Source organism: Paenibacillus sp. G2S3 (genome assembly GCF_030123105.1).
GTDB lineage: Bacteria > Bacillota > Bacilli > Paenibacillales > Paenibacillaceae > Paenibacillus_AQ.
In genome coordinates this window covers 301854-322204 of record NZ_CP126095.1, presented here as the reverse complement: position 1 = coordinate 322204, position 20351 = coordinate 301854, and the positions used below count along the sequence as shown (strand labels likewise).

Below are 20351 nucleotides of genomic sequence, written 5' to 3'. Positions count from 1 at the left end.
TCATCTCTCCTATATTCGATTTATTTTAATAGCTAAGATAATTACTTTTCTTTGTGACTGCTCGTGGCTTCTGTTCAAGGTTTGGCGAGGCCTCAGCCTCAGCATTCTCCTTCGCCAGCTTCAGCAGGGTATCTGAGAATCCTTCGAGATTACTGATGATTCGCTGATAGAAGTGACTTTGCTGCGCCAATTCCTCTTCCGTAAACCCCTCAAACAGAAGCGAAATACATCGTTCCCCAATGTTGCTGTTAAGCTCTGCCATCTCCCGGCCTTTGTCTGTGATGTCCAGCATCACCGTCCTGCGGTCGCCTTCCTTACGTCTGCGTACAGTAAATCCACCTGCCTCAAGCTTATCGCTCAAAGCGGTGATCGCACCTGACGTAAAGTCCAGTTCATCCGCTAGGTCCCCAAGCCGCTGTTCACCCTCGCGAATGATTTTGTGCAGAATCAGCATGCCTGGTAAGGAGATCCCTTCCACAGTGACCTTATCCCGCTCTTTTACGAATCTGCGGACGACCTTGCGGAATTTCCAATCCGCCTCCTCCAGCTGTCTCCAATACGTATCGCTCATGCCTACCTCATCTCTCTCCCTATCGGCCAAGTGGTCAACAAAAAAAGGCTCCCGGCACAACTCCCTGGCAAGGGAAAAGTGCGGGAGCCTTTGGCGGTCCAATCGGCTCGGATGAATTATTTCACTGTTCATTTAATTACTGTTTAACTATTGCTGATATCATATACCCCTTTATTCCTACCTGTCAAGTATGTATTTTTAATACTAAAAAATTACGCCCATAATCGCGCAGATCAAATGCTTGTTCAATACAAAATCAAATAAACTTTAAGCTTTTTCATTGACATTTTGCCCATTGTTAAATATATTGTACCTAAGAATAAATGTTTACCTAGGGAAACAAATTGTATAATTAAAATAAATGTTTCCATCAGGAAACAAATGAATGAATTTCAAGACGAGGAGTTTTTAAATGATCGAAATTAGAAACCTGAACGTGGATTACTTCGGTAATTCAGCGCTGGAAAATGTAAATATAGATATTCCCTTTGGATACACCATCGGAATTATCGGGCCAAACGGTGCAGGGAAATCCACATTCATTAAGTCATTGTTAGAGGTAATCAAGAAGAGAACCGGAACGGTGAAGGTAGAGGGAAGAGACATTTCTGAATATAAACGGAAAATTGCATATGTACCGCAAAAAAATGACATTGATCTTACTTTTCCAATCACAGTGAAGGATACAGTGCTAACTGGAACCTACCCAAACTTGAAGATCTTTCAGCGTCCGGGAAAAAAAGAGCGGCAAAGCGTTGAGGAATGTATGGCCATGGTAGATATAAGTGATCTTGCAAATAAACAAATTAGTAATTTGTCTGGGGGGCAGCTTCAAAGGGTTTTTATTGCTAGAGCTCTTGCACAAAAAGCAAATGTATTTTTTTTAGATGAACCTTTTGTTGGCATAGATCTAGTCAGTGAGAAAATCATTGTAAAACTGCTTAAACAGCTTCGTGAAGAAGGGAAAACGATACTGATTGTCCATCATGATTTACATGAAGTCGAAGAATATTTTGACAAAGTAATCATCCTCAATAAAAAGCTTATTGCTTTTGGCGATGTGAAAGATACCTTTACAGCCGACAATATCCTCAACGCTTACGGAGCTTCCTTAGGTAACCTAGTAATCAAAGGAATGGGAGGCGCCGAAAATGATTGATTATTTCTCATCGTTATTAAACATTCCGATCTATGCGCTAAATGCCGGATTGTCTGCTATCATTCTTGGCATTGTTTCAGGGGTTTTAGGAAGTTTTATTGTACTCAGAAAGATGTCATTAATGGGAGATGCTTTGTCTCATGCTGTATTACCAGGTGTAGCGTTATCTTATATTTTAGGGATCAACATTCTAGTAGGAGCTTCATTGTTTGGACTTTTAGCAGCCATCCTCATTCAATTTATTACAAGTCGCAGCAATATCAAAAGTGATACCTCGATCGGAATTATTCTCAGCTCATTTTTCGCTCTAGGAATTGTCTTAATCACTTTCGCCAAGAGCGGGCTTGATCTAACTCATATTTTATTTGGTAACATTTTGGCCGTCCCGCAGTCCGAGTTAATGCAATCATTTATTATCATGCTTGTTGTTATTGCCATCATTTCATTGTTGTATAAAGAGCTGTTAATTAGTTCGTTTGATCCTGTAGTCTCTAAGGCATTTGGTTTAAAAACGGGGTTTTATCATTATTTATTGATGATGCTACTATCCGTAGTTACCGTATCCTCATTATCTCAAGTTGGAATTGTGCTTGTTATTGCAATGCTGGTTATTCCAGCAGCTACATCATATCTTTGGACGAATAAGCTGATCCACATGATTATCCTGGCTTCCACCATCGGCGCTGTATCTGGAATTATAGGTGTGATCATTAGCTTTAAATTCAATTTACCTACAAGTGCCACCATTGTTCTAGTAGGCGTAAGTTTGTTTGCTATATCATTTATTATCTCGCCCAAAAATAATTTTCTAAGAAAAGGGGTTAAACAAGGATGAAAAAAACAATAAAGATGCTCTCTTTGACAATGTTCATCTTACTATTTACCGCATGTTCAAATGTTAGTGACGGAGAAGCAGACAATGACAAGTTGAAGATTGTTGCCACATACTCCATTATCGCGGATATGACCGAAAACATTGTAGGGGAAAAAGCCGAGGTCTATAGCATGGTTCCTATCGGAACAGACCCGCATATGTACGATCCACTACCTAAGGATACAAGTAAAGTATCTAGCGCAGATTTAGTTTTTTATAACGGATTGAACCTGGAAACAGGTAAGGGATGGTTCCAAGACCTTCTTGATGTCACTAATAAAAAGGATGTTGCTTTTGCAGTCTCAGATGAAGTAACTCCAATGTACCTAACAGAAAAAGGCAAAGAAACCCAAGAAGATCCTCATGCCTGGCTCGATGTTCAGAATGCTATTAAATATGTAGATATCATCACTAAACGTATAATCGAAAAAGATCCGGACAACAAAGAATTTTATCTAAATAACCAATCAGAATATGTTAAGAAGCTTAATGAATTGGATCAATATGCAAAAGAAGCGGTAGAAAAAGTCCCACAGGAGAAACGCATTTTGGTTACAAGCGAAGGGGCATTTAAATATTTTTCAAAAGCCTACGGATTTGAATCCGCATTTATCTGGGAAATCAATACCGATAGTCAAGGAACGCCAGAACAAATGAAAAACATCATTAACATCATTGATGAAAATCAAGTGCCGGCTTTATATCTGGAAACGAGCGTTAATCCGAAAACAATGGAGACCATCTCCAATGAAACAGGAGTACCGATACACTCCAAGATTTTCACCGATTCTTTAGCTAAGAAAGGCGAAGAAGGCGACACATACATTAAGATGATTAAATGGAATATTGATAAAGTTGTTGAAGGATTATCGTCATAAAAATAGGCTGTCGAGAATTTCTCGACAGCCTAAACTCATTTAAAGGATATACTGAATGATTATTGACCACTTTCCAGCACAATTGCGTGACTGTCCTCATCGTATACCTGCATAAAAGATGAAATGTTCGGCAGATAATCGGCTGCCACATACAAAGTACCCTTTATGTTTTGCACATTAAGGCTTGCGTCTGGCTTTAGGGAGAGTGTCCACTTCCCTTTGTTAATCACAGTCTCTTTGGTTGCTGCATCCCAACGAATGTCCGCTCCCCATGAGCTGAATAGCATTCTAACCGGTAAATATATTTTATCGGACTCCTGAAGTGGTAGAGTGGCACTATTTAACTTCACCTGCACTCCGTCCAGCCATACTTGCATATTCTTACCCGCTGGTAACAGCGAGACTGCATCGAGCAGATCAGCCTCGCTACGCAGCGGCTTAAGGGCTTGCAAATCGAGATTCAATACCTTCAGCTTGTTATTCAGCGTATCCGTCACATACAACTTCCCGGAGGCAAGCGCAACACCGGAAGGCTGATTAAACATCACTTTATCCAATGCTCCAACCTGATCCCCCGAGGTTCCCTGCCCTGCGACTGTTATGACTTTCCCATCCTTTTGAATGGCTCGAATCCGATGATTCAGACTATCTGCAATCAGTAACACTCCATTGGCATAGGCCAGTCCACGAGGACGATTGAACAGCGCCGTCAGACGATCTCCATTATGGAACCCTCCAGCCATATATCCAGTCACTGGATCAACTGTCGTTGCTTTGCCTGCAAAAGTTTCAACCTTACTGCCTTTAATCAATCGGATCATCTGATTCCCACTATCAGCCACATAGAGATTACCGGTCTCATCGAACACAAGACCTACGGGCTCATTGAACTTGGCCGAAGCTACTGCGCCATCCAAATAAGCGCCATTATTGCCCTGCTGACCCGCAAAAGTACTCACAAGACCTTCCGGTGTAACTTTGCGAATCACATGATTCAAAGTATCGGCTACATATACGTTGTCATTGCTGTCTATTGCCAATCCACCCGGCGCGTTAAACTGCGCGGTATTGGGTTGTCCATCTTTATAGCCAGCTACTCCCGTTCCTGCGAGGGTATACACTTCTCCATTCTTTATTTTACGAATAACATGATTGTCGGTATCACTGATATAGATAATGCCTTTACTGTCAGCAGCGGTATACGTCGGATGATTAAACAAGGCCTTTGCACTCTTCCCATCGATATACCCTTCTGCACCTTGTCCAGCCACTGTCTGCAGCTCACCATTACTCCACTTGCTGATAGTACCGCTTCCGGACTGTACGATAATGAGATCATTGCTGCCAGATACAGCAGTCAATCCCCATGGCTGTTAGGAAGTCATCCTTAAACCCTGTAGCATAGGGCCCTATAAGTACAATTCTATTCTCAAAATAAGATGGTGGAACCTCTCCGCTAAGAACCGCCGCTAGATTATGTCTATTAAAAATTTATTCAAAAATATTATATATGAAAAATCATATGAATAGTAAGAATTTCCCGCTTTGCTAGAAGAAAAGGATTATAGAGTGCAAAAAATGACAAAAAGCAGGCCAGAGTTACCTCTGCCTGCCTTTGCCATACTATTCTTATAAATTGATTATTCCATATAACAGTTTTGCAACTTCAGCACGGGTTACTTTGCCACGAGGATCGAAGTTATTGTCGCCCATGCCGTCAAGGATTTCCTTAGCTTTCAATTCACTTACCGCTTGCTTCGCCCACTCTGATACGCTACTCATATCCTTAAAGCTTGCAGCAGCAGTAACGGAAGATTGCGCTCCAGCTTTGTATTGTATCATTTTCTGCAGGACAACAGCCGCTTCTTCGCGGGTAATCGCATCTTTAGGACGGAACTTGCCATCACTGCCTTGGATGAGTCCAAGCTGGACAGCCTTGTCTATCGCTGATGCATAATAAGCATCTTTTGATACATCTGCAAAAGCACCATTCCCCGTAGTGTCATTTGTCTCATCCAATCCGAGTGAACGAATGGCTAGTGTAACAAAATCTGCACGGGTTACATTTGCTTGTGGACCATAGTGCGTATCGTCGATACCCTTAATCACATGCTTAGCCGTCAGCTTGGAGATGTACGACTCCGCCCAGTGACCAGCGGTATCACTAAACTGCTTATGGTATTCCAGCACTGCGAAGGAAGAGAAATGATCGGTTGTAAAGGTAACGTTATTATCTTTAAACACTCCACCCAAGTACTCCAAGATGTTGCCATTTACATAATAGACACCCGCAAAATCTGTATTGATCTTAGCGAGTTGTTCCTTCGTCAGCGACAAGGTGATTGTAACAGCACCTTTAAGCTGGTGGATAGCCGTTTCTTTACCGCCTGCTGTGGTACTGAGGTTCAGCGTCACGGTAGATCTGGATGGACTCATTCCAGCAACATTGGTTTGTAACGCAAGCGTACTTGTGTCAACGCTCAGCAGCAGCATGTCACTGCCGGCCGGGATCGCTGGTAAAGAGCTTGTCGGTACGCTCAATGTAACGTTGGAAGACACAATATTCAAATTCAGCTTCTTGTCGGCAGCCTGTTGGATGCTCGCTGCATCAAGTGCAAGTTTAATCTGATTTTGGGTCGAAGCTCCTCCGCCTACGCTAATCTTGATATTCTCCCCTGTCGTAGCTTCCTCTATCAGCTTCTTCCACGCTGTTGAATCTGCGGTATAAATGCCTTCACTTCCCAAGGTCAGTTCAATGCTTCCTTTTGCCGCCCCAGGTGTAGCTGTAGGAATCGGAGACACTGTAGGTACCGGTGAAACTACTGGAGGCGCAGTTGTTACCCCTGGTGTTGGTGCCGGAGTCACTCCTGGTGTAGGTGTCACCTCTGGGGATGGTGTTACTTCTGGTTTCGGAGTTTCCTCCGGCGTCGGTGTCGGTGTTACATCCTCTTTTCCAGTATAGAAGCCCCAAATGTCTGAAAGCACACTCCCGGAGTGATCATCCTCGACCTTTGTATACCATTGGTAGTAGCTTTCCGGATTCAGCTTACTCCAAGTGACCTGAGTCTCCGCACCGCTCTCTACTTGCTGATTGGCCGCGATTGTCTGATCACTGTAAACCTTAACTCCAATGTAATCGGTAGCTACACGTTTGGTTACAGGCTGCAGATCCAGATCTAGTACGAACTCATCTTTGCCTGGAAATTCATTTTCATCATAATAATTATAATCATCCAAGTAAGGCGAATAAGTCTTCACACGAAGCTTGTTGTTGGCTACATCAAACTGAAGCAGACGGATATAACCAAGTCCACCCTCTTCTGCACCTTGATAGTCTGCCAGCATTTGATATACACTGCGGTCCGCGACGCCATCTCCATTATCATCCAGCTCATCTACCTTAAGCTCTGCATCATGATAATGACCGGACAATGCTGCGATTACGTTCTTGTTAGGTTTTACAACCTTTTCAAAGATCGTATCGGCAATCGGTGCTCGGTTATTAGATACGAGCAGGTATTCATGAAGACAAAGAATCGCTTTACGCTCTGGATAACGAGCAACGATCTCATTCATCCATTCAATTTCTTCTTCTGCCAATCCCCAGCCCATATATACGATAATAAAATCATTTCCGTTCGCAGATACCAAATCATAATGGCCTCGGTTGTTGTCATAGGATCCGCCAAAGGTTGGCATGTCCTTAAATCTCCATTCCCCAAAGTATTGCCAGAATTTCGTATAATCTCCGGTTTGATGGCCTACATCATGGTTACCCGCAAGAACACCATATGGAATACCTGCATCCTCGAGTACCTTCATATCCCGATCGGCTTCTTCCCATTCATATTCCTGATAGGATTTGTCCACTACATCTCCGGTATGAATTACATATTTCAAGTTCAAATTATCCTTATTGTCGGCAATCCACTTTACATTTTTCTGATAGATGTAAGGGTAGCTTTGAGAATAATATTGCGTATCAGACATCCATACAAAAGAAAAATCATACGTATCCTGCGTAACTGTAGGTGCAGTCTTAGCCACGGACGCAATTTCATCCTGAACCATAACTGCTATACTCTTTGCATTAGCATATTCTCCAACAGTCACTGTAGATTTCAGTTCAAAATCCTCAGTTCCAGCAATCAAATGATCCAGCTGTATCCACTTCTCTTCAGCAGGGCTCCACGCGTAGAGACTTACTTTACGACCTGGAAGTGAATTACCCTTCCATTCAATATCCACACGATCTGAAGCCTTCACCGATTCATCCAGCTTAATTTCATAGCGCTGATATGGGAATTGCTCAACCGCATCGTTAATTAAATACTGTCGGTCAACTGCACTTATTTTGCTGTATTCTTCACTGCTAAGGGCTTCTTCGCCCGCAGGAACGGATTGCTTCGGCGGTTCTGTATCGGATGCGTTCTTAAATCCAGTAAATCCTTGTTCTGGATGGTTACCATCGTACTTGAAGCCTCTATAGAAGGTAACATCCATTTTATCCTGGTTAGGATCTTCAACCTTAACCTTCAAAGTTGGATTCGTACCCACGCCAATCTCCCAGTTCTGAGGTGAGATCAGGAGTGGTGCAAATGGATTTTCATTCGGTACATAGAATGTAATTACCTTTTCCACCTGATTACCTATCTTATCCAATGCGGTGATAGAAAGCGTATGGTCTCCACCGGACAGCTTTCCGGATGAAGTAGCATACGGCAGTTCAATAACATTGCCGTCCAGTTTCACGCTAACTTTATCTACACCTGCGTAAGTATCCTTGATCTCAGCAGTAATTACGAAATTACCACGATAAGTTTTCCCATCTTCAATCGATGCTTTAATGGATGGTGGCGTGTTGTCTACAACTACGTTTGACGATACCTTTGATCCACCGTCAGTCACTGTTACTTTATGTTCTCCGTCCGCTACTTCTGTAGTATTCCAGTTATAAGCCTTCGAACGGAACAAATCAGATTTCAGATCGAACCGGAAGCCGATGGATTCATGCTTACCTGCGCTGTCCCCCATCTTAATTTCTTTATCACGTTCTGCATAAGCAGGGTCCCAAACTTCAGTACCGTCTGCAAGTAATAGACGCACATTTTTTACTTCAAAATCATCTTTATTCTCCTCGGGACGAGGGTCAAAAGGCGATGATTTAGAGCCCGCCCGAATGTAGATCACATTATCCGTGCCCACTTGTAATGCGGCAGAGGAGATCGGGAAGGTCAAGGTCGTATACGTAGTAATCGGGTCCATAAAGGTGTATAGAATACTCGCATCCCCTAATTCTTCTGGTCCCATTGTGATACCATTTTTAAAATAATAATCTACATTCTTCGCTTCAAATACAAAGTAAGCATCATTCTCAAGCGCGGCATATGCCTCGTTATTTCCCAGTACCTTATTGTCGATGCTCAGGCCCACTTCGTCAGCCTTGGCGGTGGCAGAGGTTCCTTTTACCGTCATAGAACCATTAATGAATTGCCCGTCCTTCACATTCAAACGAAGCGCTGATTGATCTGGACCACCTGTAATTCTCACTTTCATTACCGGAGATTCAGTCTCATTTGTGCCATCGGAAACGACGAAGTAATACTGAATTTCATTTCTGCCAATCAAATCAGCAGACGACAATTTATAATGATACAAGCTATCGTTAAAGTCTTGGGATAGATTATGGCTGACAAAATCAGGCTGCTTATCCGAAGCTACCCTTACTTCTACAGACGTAACGGCTTTATTGTCATCCGCGAAAGCCTTCAAATCCAGACTCATCGACTGATCAATCTCCGTTACAGCAGTCAGATCATTTACCGTCGGATTTTCGGTATCCGGATCCACATGGATCGGTGTGTTAGGAAGCAGTGCAACATCTACCTGCCCTGGTGACGGAACCGCTGATCCTGTGCTAATCTTGAGCATTTTACTCTGCCCATTCACAGGATACTTGTATAGAAGGGCTTTATTTTCTTTGGTGTCATCACCTTTAGCTCCACCATCATAGGTAAGGTCAGCATCATAATACGCAGAAGAGATTTCCTTCTCCGTGTTACTCTTGATTACGACTGCCCGGCGGCCAGAGTTCGCCATTCCATCGCTTTTGATTAGAAAGAGATTTGTGCCATCCATCAGATTAGTGTTGAATTCTGCATTAAAATCACTAGCGGTGTATGTACTGTTAGCACTATTAATAACCCAGAACACTACGGACTGCTGTGCCGGAATCACAAAACCCTCTTTCGTAGAGGGCCACTTCACATCGAAAGCGTTACCTTTATCAGGATAACGATAATAGATCTTGTAGTTCTTAAAATCAATCGGTGCATCAGTATTGTTATATATCTCAATGAATTCAAAAGCATCGCTGCTCGTTCCTTTTACATTCGTCGAATTTGGCAGCAGCTCTGTAATTAACAGCGGCGGCACATGATTCGAATCGAATGCAGGCAGGTTCACATGAACAGAATAGCTCTCTGTTACATTATTTACGCGGATGCTGTAGTGCAGCTCTGGCTCTTCCAACGCAGCCGCGGGAATTACCGCCGTATACTCACCTTCACCCTTTGATGTCATGGTGATTACCGTATCTCTTGCTTGAGAAGGGGAGCCATACTGTAGCTTCACTACTGGTAATACTCCATCTGGCCCAATCTCCAGATTCGTAATCTTCGCACTGATAGTCAGATCGGCTGGATCAACATTGCTCTGCGATTGATGTTCAATTACCGGCTGTTTATCTCCAGGCACTGGCTTAGGAAGTTGTTCTGGCTCTACGGTTCCTGGTGTAGCCGCAACCGTTCCCGAAATCGCCATGAGACTCATCGTAGAGTTATCGGATTGCGAATACTTATAGAAAATCCCGTTATTTTCCTTCACCTGTTCTTTTCCATAAGAAGCAGAGACAATAAGAGCATCTCCTGCTTTACTTTTAATTTGTAAGTTGCGCGGAGAAGTGTTTGCCATACCACCGCCACCGTTAATACGGAACAGGTTTACACCTTCCTGCAGAGATGCTGAAGGATTAAAGTTTTTGATGAAATCCTCGGCAGGAACACTCAAATTATTGCCGTTCATAATCCAGAAGACAATATTTCCATGCGCCGGTATGACCGCATCACCATTTGGTGTCCAAGTATTTTGGTCATTATAAAAGAAATAATAATCCTTAAAGTTAACCGGATCATCCGTATTATTGTAGACCTCAACAAATTCGTAACCATCCACAGAGGTTCCATCTGAACCTTTTACATTTTTAGTATCCGGAACAACTTCTGTAATCAGTAGTGCTCCTGGATTGGTTGGTGTCGCATATACATCTGTCATTACAGTTGGTTGACTTAAAAGCGTGTTGAGCTCAACCTGTTCATCAAAATGTGCCCCTAATTCGGAAGATGTCTTCTCTGAATCCAGCTGCTGTTCTTCAGCATATCCTGCTGGAACCATGATCCCCAACATCAGACTACTTGCAATTACGCTGGATAGAAAACGTTTAGCTTTGGCTGTTATTCTCAAAACTCCGAACACTCCCCATATGTTTGATTGTGACCTCTTTGCATAAATATGCAATTTAGACCATCTGGAAAGTATACTTGGGGTATATTATCGCTATATCATTTGAGTGTTAAATCTTTAGGTTATCTTAAATATTGTTTAAGCTTCAGCTCAGCTTTCCGGGTTATAATAGAAGTAAGTTAAACCACAACCATCACGCACACTTTCAACGAAAACCCATAGAACGTTATTTGTATAACAAGAAAAGAGGACTCTAATGGATATAAAAAGAGTGATTATAGTAGGAACCGTAGTTATAGTAATGTCTTTTGGAAATGCTTGGAGTAGCCTTACCGCTAACGCAAGTTCGCCTGCCCAATGGTCTACCGTAAATCCTGCGGATAAAGACGAATTATTATTGAAAGCCCTTAACCAACCTACAGATGAAGATCTTTACGATGCCTTATATGACGGGAAGTCACTTCAAGATATTGCATCAGAACAAAACACAGATATTGAAGATGTGATCGATCTACAGGTAACCCAGCTAACGGAACAGCTAGATTCACGACTAGCTTCTGGAAGTATTACAGCCGAGCAATATACAGCACACAAAGCGGAGCTGAGGGACATCGTTACGGAGAGTGTTCTCACTTCTTTCGGCTAAGAAAGATACATACATTGGCCGTACAACATTTCTCCGCGCCAAAATAAAGAGGGTGATCCGATAGCCATTGAATGGCTATCGGATCACCCTCTTCGTATATTCAAAGCTATTTAACCGAACTCCTAAGTCTCTATCTTGTTATCTCTATTGATCTCCAGAATATCCAGGAAGAATACAAAAATTGGAATACCGAGAATTAGACCCCATACACCCATATAGTGCTCAGAGAAAAGAAGTACGATAAAGGTGTAGAACATAGGCAGGTTCATTTTGGATGACATTAGTTTTGGATTTAAGAAGTAACCCTCGACAAAATGTAGTATGGCGATCATAACCAATACATATATCGTCATTGGTATGCCACCAATATTGTAACCAATAATACAAAGTGGTATTAAGGAGATCACAAAACCTACAACTGGAATCAAACTAAGCAGGAAGATCATAATCGATAAGGCGAATAGATACGGAAAACCTAAGATCCAGAGCCCAATCACCGTAAAGCATGTATTGAACAGCGCGATCAGAATTTGCGCTTCGATCACTTTACCAAAAGATGAGATGAATTTTCTACCGAAATACTCAAGCTCAACATAGAACCAGGAAATCTTGCTCTCTTTAAGACGGGCAGTGAAACTGACAATTCTGTTCTTCTCAAGAATAAAGACAAAGCTCAGAATGGTGGATAATACGAAGCTGGTGCCCCAATTACTTATTTTCAGGACGTATTCAAGTCCATCTTTCACATAAGACTGGTAGTTCAAATCCTTAAGCTGGGCAAATAAATACTGCACGATTTCGTTCTGTGGAATGTTTGCAGGGGTTAAACTGGTCAGGAAATTTGTTAGCTGCTTAATCTGAATAAAGACCTTCGGTAAATAATTCACTAAGGTAACTACGATCAGAGCAATTAGAGCTAAATATAAAATAATAATGATGACTTTACTGTTGACTGCAACATATTTATTGATCCGCTTCGTGAGCAGCACTTGAAAGCTATTCATTACATAAGCAATCAGGAATGTTAACAGTACTAAATTGAGCATATCTCTAATACTGAATAGCAGCAGGGCAACCAACCCTAAAATAAAAAAACGCCGGACCGTTAAATTCGCGTAATAACGCTTAAATACTTCCATCTGTTCTCTCCATTCGCCTACCAATTAGTACTCTATTTATAGTCTACAGTAAGGAATTCACTTATAGCAACTAGTGATTCGCCCAAATTAGCGAAATTTCTCACTTTTTGTAAACTCCTAATGAACATAGGGAAAGATGATATCCATTCCATAGATTTCCTTAGTCTTTCACGAGCCCCCCGTTGTGTGCATTTAACTTAACGATTCGACTCTTCTGATCGTAATTGAGATCAATATGTAGATCCTTGCATAATTGCATAAACGGAACCATCAAGGTCCCTTTCCTCATTTCGGGTGCACTTCCTATCAGAGCTACTCTTTGATTATTCAGGGTTAATTCCATGGGCGAATCTATATGTTTGACCTGCTCAAGAGTTTGGACTGCAGTTAGATTCTGACTTCCCCCGTTAATTCGGGAGGCGTTCCGGTCTGTTCTCGCATTGATCCCATCCTGGATTTTAAATGTCAGCGGAATTCCAAGTGAATCACATGCGGAAAGCAATCGGTCATTATATGATCCATAAGGAAAAGCAATCGCTGAGTCAGTATTCCCCAGCTCTTCCTTCAGCCTTTGCTCCGCCTTGGCCAAATCACGAGTAACTCTGTTGTAGTACTCCGTATTCATTTCGTTTCTGTTCTCATCGTCGATATATAACAAGGCACTGGCAGCTGGACGCTCCCCACCCTCAGCATCCACGATACCATAATGGTGTAAATCGTACGTATGACTATAGAATCCCATCCCGTCCCGCTTCATTTCCCGCATCTGCTCCCAGTTGAGTTTCGGCACACTATTCGGATCTGGATGATCAATCGTAGATACGATAACGAAATTCACTGCCGTATAGCCATATTTTTTCAGGATCGGAAAGGCCAACTCATAAAAGCTCTCATAGCCATCATCAAAAGTCAGCAGCACCGCATTGTCTGGAACCGCGCCACCATTCAGCATAAATTCTCGATATTGCTCCATCGTAATCACATGAAACCCTTCCTGCTTCAGCAGGTTCATTTGATCATCAAACCGATCGGCAGATAAGATCCAAGGAAACTGCGGCATTGGCTTCTCTGAAAGATGATGGTACATCAGCACAGCTACATGATCTCTATAATAAATACCTTTCGGAAGTGGCCCCTGCTTCTGCCAGCCGATATGCATATTAAGGGCCTGCTCTGCAGCCGCCTTGGGAATCATTAGCTCATCAGGCGAGCCCGGATATGTAGCTACTGTCTTAATGATTTGGCCGTTCACATCTATAGTAACTGCAGAAGACTCGTGTTGATTGTTGAAAATAGCAGCAAGACTTATTAGCAGAACAATGACTAAAAGTATCATATATTTTTTCGTATGCAATCTCTGAATCTCCTTAAAAGATCTTTTATTCACTATGTAACTATATATTTGGTGACAGTTCCACCTACTTTTGGTTACATTTTCTTCTTAATTTTGTTTCTTATCATAAAAATAGGAGGCGAACCCTAAGCCTGAACTGGCTTAAGGAACACCTCCTTCAAATGGAGAGCTATCTATAATTATGTACATCTATGTGTAATTGTAGACGGTCTAGGACCTTCTCTTGTCTACAAAGTAATTTTCTTCCCCTAGCTCGTCCACAAACTGCTGCAGCCAATCATAATATTGAATGGCATGCTCCAGCTTCTCCAGATCCTTCAGGCAGAATTGCCGCTCCTCCTCAGGTGTATCCACGGCTTGAACCAATCTCTCCAGCTCAGGAATAACAACATCCAAGGCTTGCCTCATGACATCAATCTCCCGTTGCAGCTTCATTCCAAAAAAGTTCTTGAAGGTCTGAAAGAAATCTGTTTCAACTGCATACAGATCCTTTCGCTCCCGCTTCTCCTCCAGCTTGGTCACCATCCTGGAAGCCATCAAAGAACGAACCCCATAGCTCATATTACTCTTGCTCATATTCATCACATTCTTCATTTCTTCAAGCGTCATCGGTCGGTCTTCAAAGAACATAATGCCATACAGCTGTCCGAATGAGTAATTGGCACCATATAAGTCCATCGTCTGAGCAATCGCATCAATCATCGGACGCAGCAGCTGCTCGCGTGGAGATAAGTCTCTATTCTCTTCACCAAAGGCTACCTGTTTCATAGCTGCACCTTCATTCTACTTAGAATCTATCCTTCTATTTTACACAAAATAGCAACTACTTTCGCTAATCTCTTAAATTTTTACATAATCTCGCATCGATCTTTACGCCCACTTGACCACGCAGCTGCTCGATGAGTGTACAATTTTTTTTGAACGGAGGAGCTTTCCTCAGAATTATACCGCAAAAAACAGAAGATGGAATGGGGTATCGACAGAAAAATGAAACGCTCGAGATTTATAGGTGAGTTGAAACCGGTGCTCTTCACCTTGCCGGCAATGATTCCATTCGTTGTATTTTGGCTTGCGCCATTACTTTATGTGTTTTATCTCAGCTTTACCGAATGGGACTTCATGAGCCCCGAGAAAACCTTTGTCGGACTAACCAACTATCTGGATCTGTTCAGCAATCCCGCTTTCTATAAAGCACTAAGAGTAACTTTGTTATTCTGTGCGGGAAGTGTACTGCCCGTTATTCTGATCGGACTTGGACTAGCACTCCTGATGAACGGGAAGCTGAAAGGCTCTACTCTCTATCAGGTACTGCTTTTCTCCCCTTGGGTCACGCCGACCGTGGCGGTCTCCATTGTCTGGTCCTGGATTTATGAACCTGAAATCGGCCTTGCCAATACTGTACTTGATCTATTAGGTCTAGAAAAAATCGGCTGGCTTCAAGATCCTAAATGGGCACTGCTCGGCGTTCTGCTCGTGACGATATGGAAATCGGTAGGCTGGGCGATGATTTTTTATTTGGTGGCACTACGCAATGTCCCTACCGATCTGTTGGAAGCCGCTGAACTGGATGGAGCAAATGCTGTGCAAAAATTCAGCCGTATTACTTTACCGCTAATCTCGCCGACGACACTGTTTCTGTTCATCGTACAAATCATCGGTGCGTTACAGGCATACGACCAGATTAACGTACTTACACAAGGTGGACCGTCGGGATCAACACGTACCTTGCTCTATATGTATTATCAGTCTGCCTTTGAAGCCTTTCAGATTGGAGAAGCCTCTAGCGTCGCAATGGTTCTGGTATTTATATGTATGCTGCTCTCCGTAGTCTCACTAGAGGTTAGTAAACGGACAACTCATTATCAATAACTACGCTGTAAAGGAGAACGACTGATGAATGCAACGACCGTTCGAGTGGGCAAACTGGCCCGCCATTTATTTTTTGCAGCTATTGCAATGATCATGGCCTTCCCCTTCTATTGGATGATCACCAGTGCCTTAAAAACCAATGATGAAATCTGGCAGTCTCCGCCCACGATCTGGCCTAAAGAGCCACTGTGGAGTAACTTTTCAGCCGCCTGGCACGAAGCCCCTTTCTTCAGATATATGGGCAATAGCGTATTTGTCGCCGTGGCGATTGTTATTTTGCAGGTGATAAACTCCGGGATGATGGCCTATGCGCTTACGCATATGAAATTTCGCTTCAGAGGGCTGTTCTCAGGTGTTATTCTTTTCGGCTATATGGTCCCTGCCACCGCCGTTTATCTTCCCGGATATCTGGTATTGTCCCAGTTTCACCTACTGGATTCATATGCCGGGTTGATTCTATCTAACTGTGTAAGTGTCTTCTCGATCTTTCTAATTCGGCAAGCTTTCCTTCAGGTTCCTCATGAGCTGGTGGAGGCTGGAGAAGTGGATGGCTCCTCGCATATGCGGATTCTCTGGACCATTCTTGTCCCCATTACACGTTCTTCCTTTGCTGTGCTAGCCCTGATCACCTTCATTGATCAGTACAATAACTATTTCTGGCCGATGCTCATCACCAAAGACCCTAATCTACAGCTGGTCTCGGCCGGTCTGCGTAGTTTCTTCACTCAAGGAGGTGCTTACGGATTGAAATGGCCGCTGATCATGGCCGCTAGCGCATTCACCATCGCCCCGTTGCTGCTGGTATTTCTACTAGCTCAGAAAACGATCATGCAAAGCGTCAACATGACCGCTGGTTCCAGCAAAGGATAAGCTAACTATTCTATTTAATAAGAGGAGAATGATGATGAACGTATTGAAGAGACTGTCCGCCCTATCTTTGGTTGCCGGATTTACAATGTTAACAGCTTGTGGAGGAAATGCGAGTATAGGTAATGTTACAGCGGGAAATGGAGCTTCTTCCTCCCCCTCCGCAGAGGCTGCGCCTACACAAAATGCACCGGTAACGATTGAGTTCTGGTATGGTCTCGGCGGTAAGCTTGGTGAGAATATGGAGGCACTGATTCAGAAATTTAATGCCTCTCAGCAAGAGGTCATTGTCAAAGGTATCGCGCAGGCAGACTACACTGAAACCGAGCAGAAGCTGCAAGCGGCGATTGCTACAGGAAAAGTGCCTGCTGCTGCTCTCTCCTCAAATATAGATTGGGCCCGCAAAGGATATTTCGCTCCGATAGATGAGCTTATGGCATTGCAGCCAGATTTTAATAAAGAGGATTTTGTCCAAACCTTTCTAAATCAGGGCCAGGTTGATGGCAAGCAATACTTCCTGCCGATGTATGGAACAACGCAGATTATGTACTACCGCAAAGATGCTTTTGAGAAAAACGGCATTGATGCGAGCACGCTAAAGACTTGGGAAGACCTAGCTGCCGCAGCTGCGAAAATGACCGTGAAAGACGGCGGCAAAACCACCTTCTTCGGTTGGGAGCCTATGTGGGGTTCAGGGAACATGATTGATGCCGTGCTCAGCAAAGGAGGCACTATTCTTAGCGAGGATGGCAAACAAGTCATGATTGACTCTAAAGAGTGGATTGAAACCTGGGATTTGTTCCGCAAGTGGATTCACGAAGATAAGATCATGCGGATTCATTCCGGAGGTCAAGGCTGGGAGTATTGGTACAAGACAATTGATGATGTAATGAAGGGCCAATCCGCAGGCTACACCGGCTCCAGTGGTGATCAGGGTGACCTCGACTTTAGCATTGTTTCTGCCATGGAACAGCCAGGCTGGGCAGGGATTGGCGAAGGTAAACCCGTAGCCCAAGCACTGATGGCCGGCATTCTATCTAAAGCTAGCGACAGTGAGAAACAAGCGGCTATGAAATGGCTAACCTACTTCACAAATGCTGAGAACACAGCCTTCTGGTCCATTAATACTGGATATATTTCGGTGCGCCAATCCGCATTGCAAGATCCGGCGTTTGTGTCATTCAGTGAAAGCAATCCACAGATAAAGGTTCCGTTGATGCAAGCATCTCACGGTTCTGCACCATTCCAAGACCCAACTGGCGGCAAAATCAACGATGCGCTGAAAATCGCCGCTGATAAGGTGCAAATTGAGAATATTCCTGCAGCACAGGCACTTAAGGAAGCACAGGAAACGGCGCAAGCAGCGCTTGATAAATTAAAATAAAGGGCGGTGGAGTTCATGTCTGAGCTCATCACGCCACAAGGCAGATACGCTGTAGCAGCTATTCTATTCGACAAGGATGGTACGCTGCTCCAGTTCGTATCCCTCTGGGGCAGCTGGGGCGAATGTTTTTTAGAGCGATTCACGAAGGATATGAAGCAAAGAGGACTACAGATTCCAGAAGAACAGCTCCCTACATTAATGGGAACTATACACAATGCCCAAGGAAGCATTACCGATTATGATCGCAACGGACCGCTCGCTATGGGGACTATGAGTGATCTTTATGCCATCCTGTCATGGCAGGCTTATCTGCAAGGTTTATCTTGGGCTGAGTCTATGGAGCTTGTCCATCAGTGTCGTCTGGAAGCGGATGTTATGTTGGAAGAGAAACGCCCCGTTCACTCACTTCCAGGTGTTCATCGTTTTCTTGATGAGTGTATGCGTGCAGGCATCCCTCTCGCTGTGGTGACCGCAGATGAAACAGATGCCGCAGAGAAACATCTCCAATGGCTCGGCATACGGCATTATTTCTCCGAGGTAATTGGAACAGACCTTGTGGATCAGGGTAAACCTTTTCCCGACATGGTGCAGCTTGCCTGCGAAAGATTGGCTGTAGACCCCGCGCACACAGCAGTTATCGGCGATACTAATGGGGATATGCGAATGGCTAAAGCAGCGGGCGTACAGGTAGCTATAGGAATCACTGAAAATGAAGACAGTATTGCTTCGTCTCATATTCTCCCGGATGCAGATCTCATTGTGCGATCTTATGCTGAGCTCAGCATTGAGGTTACTTCCCTGTGAAAATAGAAGGAATATGGGCATGGATGTTTCTGACGCTAGCTATTGTGTTCGAACTCTCAGGGACCATCTCGATGAAAATATCTCAGGGGTTCACTCAGCTCTGGCCTTCCGTGCTCATGTTCCTGTTCTATGGAGCCAGCTTCACCTCCCTGAATTATGCCCTCACCTCTATTAAGGTAGGCGTTGCTTATGCGATATGGTCAGGGGCGGGAATCATCCTCATTTCTTTCATAGGAGCCCTATTTTTCGAAGAAAAGCTAACCCTGTCCTCCCTACTATGGATAGCCGTTATCATAACCGGGATCATAGGACTGAACATTAGCGGGAAGACGCACTAGTGAACAGCAAGAGTGTTTCATAGATTCATACGATGAAGGGGGATGCCTAAACATGAGTGCGAACACACCTGAAGAGAAGCCTGTTATTACCTTTCAGATCATCACGGATACGCATGTTACCGCTGACCGAAATCATGAATACAATCTTAACTTTGAGCTGGCGCTCCGTGATATAGCCGCACATGGAGAAGGCAGCAGCGGGATTATGCATATCGGTGATGTCACAAACCACGGGTTTTCTGCTGAATATAAAGAAATGCTTCGTATCATTAATCAACATAAGGCTGACTTACCCGATATTACTTTCACTTTAGGTAATCATGATGTAGGCCTCGGGATTTGGAAGTCTCGCTTAGGGATGTATACGTCACAGACTGGAATGTCTGGACCCTATCATGATCACTGGATTAATGGCTATCATTTTATTTTTCTAGGTACAGAAAAAGGATTGCCTAAATTCTGTCATCTTTCCTCTAAGCAGCTTGATTGGCTGGAGCATAAGCTTGGGGAGCAAGCTTCACCGGATCAACCGATCTTTCTATTCCTGCACCAACCGCTTAAAGATACAGTAGCTGGATCGCTGGAATCACAAGATTGGTATGGTGTTACTCAAGATAAGGAATTAAAAGAGATTCTTGCGAGATACCCCCAGACCTTGTTATTCACTGGACACACCCATTGGGAGCTAGAGGTAGACAACACTATGTACCCTGGCCATGGAGAGATCGCCACGATGTTTAATGCTGCTTCTGTCGCCTACCTTTGGACAAATGAAGATAAGCATAAGACAGGCAGCCAAGGCTTCTATGTGGAAGTGTATAGAGATAAAGTTCTTGTCCGGGGCAGAGACTTTAAGACAGGAACCTGGATTGAAGCTGCACAATATGAGGTTGCTTATACAGCAGTAAACGTATATTGAATTTTCACTAAAAAAACGATTGTGCACA

General features: G+C 43.5%; 17 protein-coding genes. 10 read left to right on the top strand and 7 right to left on the bottom strand.

Annotated features, from left to right (window positions below):
• Positions 1 to 25: 25 nt before the first annotated feature.
• The gene (locus QNH28_RS01465; protein ID WP_283909865.1) at positions 26 to 571 is read right to left on the bottom strand and encodes a MarR family winged helix-turn-helix transcriptional regulator; all 546 of its coding nucleotides are present in this window, start codon (positions 569 to 571) and stop codon (positions 26 to 28) included.
• Positions 572 to 986: 415 nt separating this feature from the next.
• Between QNH28_RS01465 and QNH28_RS01460 the strand changes: the two genes are divergently transcribed.
• From QNH28_RS01460 to QNH28_RS01450, 3 genes are read left to right on the top strand one after another with little or no spacing between them, the layout of a single operon-like run.
• Positions 987 to 1730 carry a metal ABC transporter ATP-binding protein gene (locus QNH28_RS01460; protein ID WP_283912010.1) on the top strand — a complete coding sequence of 248 codons (744 nt, stop codon included), beginning with the start codon at positions 987 to 989 and terminating at the stop codon, positions 1728 to 1730.
• Positions 1723 to 2565, top strand: a complete 843-nt coding sequence (locus tag QNH28_RS01455; RefSeq protein ID WP_283909864.1) for a metal ABC transporter permease — start codon at positions 1723 to 1725, stop codon at positions 2563 to 2565. The genes QNH28_RS01460 and QNH28_RS01455 overlap by 8 nt, the downstream gene beginning before the upstream one ends.
• Positions 2562 to 3482, top strand: coding sequence for a metal ABC transporter substrate-binding protein (locus QNH28_RS01450; protein WP_283909863.1), 921 nt, complete (start codon positions 2562 to 2564; stop codon positions 3480 to 3482). Before QNH28_RS01455 ends, QNH28_RS01450 begins: the two co-directional genes overlap by 4 nt.
• A 59-nt stretch (positions 3483 to 3541) precedes the next feature.
• Here the strand turns inward: QNH28_RS01450 and QNH28_RS01445 are convergent, their stop codons facing one another.
• The 3 genes from QNH28_RS01445 to QNH28_RS01440 form a co-directional block, all read right to left on the bottom strand.
• A complete protein-coding gene (locus QNH28_RS01445; protein ID WP_283909862.1) occupies positions 3542 to 4843 on the bottom strand; it encodes an NHL domain-containing protein in 1302 nt (433 codons plus the stop codon).
• Positions 4818 to 4973, bottom strand: coding sequence for a CHASE2 domain-containing protein (locus tag QNH28_RS29715; protein ID WP_481858372.1), 156 nt, complete (start codon positions 4971 to 4973; stop codon positions 4818 to 4820). The genes QNH28_RS01445 and QNH28_RS29715 overlap by 26 nt, the downstream gene beginning before the upstream one ends.
• Positions 4974 to 5111: 138 nt before the next feature.
• Positions 5112 to 11003, bottom strand: coding sequence for an S-layer homology domain-containing protein (locus QNH28_RS01440; protein ID WP_283909861.1), 5892 nt, complete (start codon positions 11001 to 11003; stop codon positions 5112 to 5114).
• Between the two features lie 256 nt (positions 11004 to 11259).
• On the opposite strand from QNH28_RS01440, the gene QNH28_RS01435 reads away from it, so the two are divergent.
• Positions 11260 to 11649, top strand: coding sequence for a hypothetical protein (locus QNH28_RS01435; RefSeq protein ID WP_283909860.1), 390 nt, complete (start codon positions 11260 to 11262; stop codon positions 11647 to 11649).
• Between the two features lie 122 nt (positions 11650 to 11771).
• Here the strand turns inward: QNH28_RS01435 and QNH28_RS01430 are convergent, their stop codons facing one another.
• From QNH28_RS01430 to QNH28_RS01420, 3 genes are all read right to left on the bottom strand, one after another.
• Positions 11772 to 12788: an AI-2E family transporter gene (locus QNH28_RS01430; RefSeq protein WP_283909859.1), complete on the bottom strand. Its 1017-nt coding sequence runs from the start codon at positions 12786 to 12788 to the stop codon at positions 11772 to 11774.
• Between the two features lie 160 nt (positions 12789 to 12948).
• Entirely contained in the window at positions 12949 to 14142 is a 1194-nt protein-coding gene (locus QNH28_RS01425; RefSeq protein ID WP_283909858.1) for a polysaccharide deacetylase family protein, read from the bottom strand.
• A gap of 210 nt (positions 14143 to 14352) precedes the next feature.
• Complete coding sequence (locus QNH28_RS01420; protein WP_283909857.1) at positions 14353 to 14910, bottom strand: GbsR/MarR family transcriptional regulator; 558 nt, start codon at positions 14908 to 14910, stop codon at positions 14353 to 14355.
• 195 nt (positions 14911 to 15105) lie between these two features.
• Here QNH28_RS01420 and QNH28_RS01415 point away from each other — a divergent pair, with 195 nt between their 5' ends.
• From QNH28_RS01415 to QNH28_RS01390, 6 genes are read left to right on the top strand one after another with little or no spacing between them, the layout of a single operon-like run.
• A complete protein-coding gene (locus QNH28_RS01415; protein WP_283909856.1) occupies positions 15106 to 16011 on the top strand; it encodes a carbohydrate ABC transporter permease in 906 nt (301 codons plus the stop codon).
• A 24-nt stretch (positions 16012 to 16035) separates the two neighbouring features.
• Positions 16036 to 16881: a carbohydrate ABC transporter permease gene (locus tag QNH28_RS01410; RefSeq protein WP_283909855.1), complete on the top strand. Its 846-nt coding sequence runs from the start codon at positions 16036 to 16038 to the stop codon at positions 16879 to 16881.
• A gap of 34 nt (positions 16882 to 16915) precedes the next feature.
• Positions 16916 to 18262 carry an ABC transporter substrate-binding protein gene (locus tag QNH28_RS01405; protein ID WP_283912009.1) on the top strand — a complete coding sequence of 449 codons (1347 nt, stop codon included), beginning with the start codon at positions 16916 to 16918 and terminating at the stop codon, positions 18260 to 18262.
• A 15-nt stretch (positions 18263 to 18277) separates the two neighbouring features.
• Complete coding sequence (locus tag QNH28_RS01400; RefSeq protein ID WP_283909854.1) at positions 18278 to 19066, top strand: HAD family hydrolase; 789 nt, start codon at positions 18278 to 18280, stop codon at positions 19064 to 19066.
• Positions 19063 to 19404 (top strand): DMT family transporter, encoded by a 342-nt coding sequence (locus QNH28_RS01395; protein WP_397361266.1) that lies wholly within the window; start codon positions 19063 to 19065, stop codon positions 19402 to 19404. Before QNH28_RS01400 ends, QNH28_RS01395 begins: the two co-directional genes overlap by 4 nt.
• A 52-nt stretch (positions 19405 to 19456) precedes the next feature.
• Positions 19457 to 20323 carry a metallophosphoesterase family protein gene (locus QNH28_RS01390; RefSeq protein WP_283909853.1) on the top strand — a complete coding sequence of 289 codons (867 nt, stop codon included), beginning with the start codon at positions 19457 to 19459 and terminating at the stop codon, positions 20321 to 20323.
• The last annotated feature ends 28 nt before the right edge of the window (positions 20324 to 20351 follow it).

Coding starts and splice junctions, on each gene's coding strand:
- QNH28_RS01465 (WP_283909865.1), bottom strand. CDS start 571: ATGAGCGATACGTATTGGAGACAGCTGGAGGAGGCGGATTGGAAATTC.
- QNH28_RS01455 (WP_283909864.1), top strand. CDS start 1,723: ATGATTGATTATTTCTCATCGTTATTAAACATTCCGATCTATGCGCTA.
- QNH28_RS01450 (WP_283909863.1), top strand. CDS start 2,562: ATGAAAAAAACAATAAAGATGCTCTCTTTGACAATGTTCATCTTACTA.
- QNH28_RS01435 (WP_283909860.1), top strand. CDS start 11,260: ATGGATATAAAAAGAGTGATTATAGTAGGAACCGTAGTTATAGTAATG.
- QNH28_RS01430 (WP_283909859.1), bottom strand. CDS start 12,788: ATGGAAGTATTTAAGCGTTATTACGCGAATTTAACGGTCCGGCGTTTT.
- QNH28_RS01420 (WP_283909857.1), bottom strand. CDS start 14,910: ATGAAACAGGTAGCCTTTGGTGAAGAGAATAGAGACTTATCTCCACGC.
- QNH28_RS01415 (WP_283909856.1), top strand. CDS start 15,106: ATGGAATGGGGTATCGACAGAAAAATGAAACGCTCGAGATTTATAGGT.
- QNH28_RS01410 (WP_283909855.1), top strand. CDS start 16,036: ATGAATGCAACGACCGTTCGAGTGGGCAAACTGGCCCGCCATTTATTT.
- QNH28_RS01405 (WP_283912009.1), top strand. CDS start 16,916: ATGAACGTATTGAAGAGACTGTCCGCCCTATCTTTGGTTGCCGGATTT.
- QNH28_RS01400 (WP_283909854.1), top strand. CDS start 18,278: ATGTCTGAGCTCATCACGCCACAAGGCAGATACGCTGTAGCAGCTATT.
- QNH28_RS01390 (WP_283909853.1), top strand. CDS start 19,457: ATGAGTGCGAACACACCTGAAGAGAAGCCTGTTATTACCTTTCAGATC.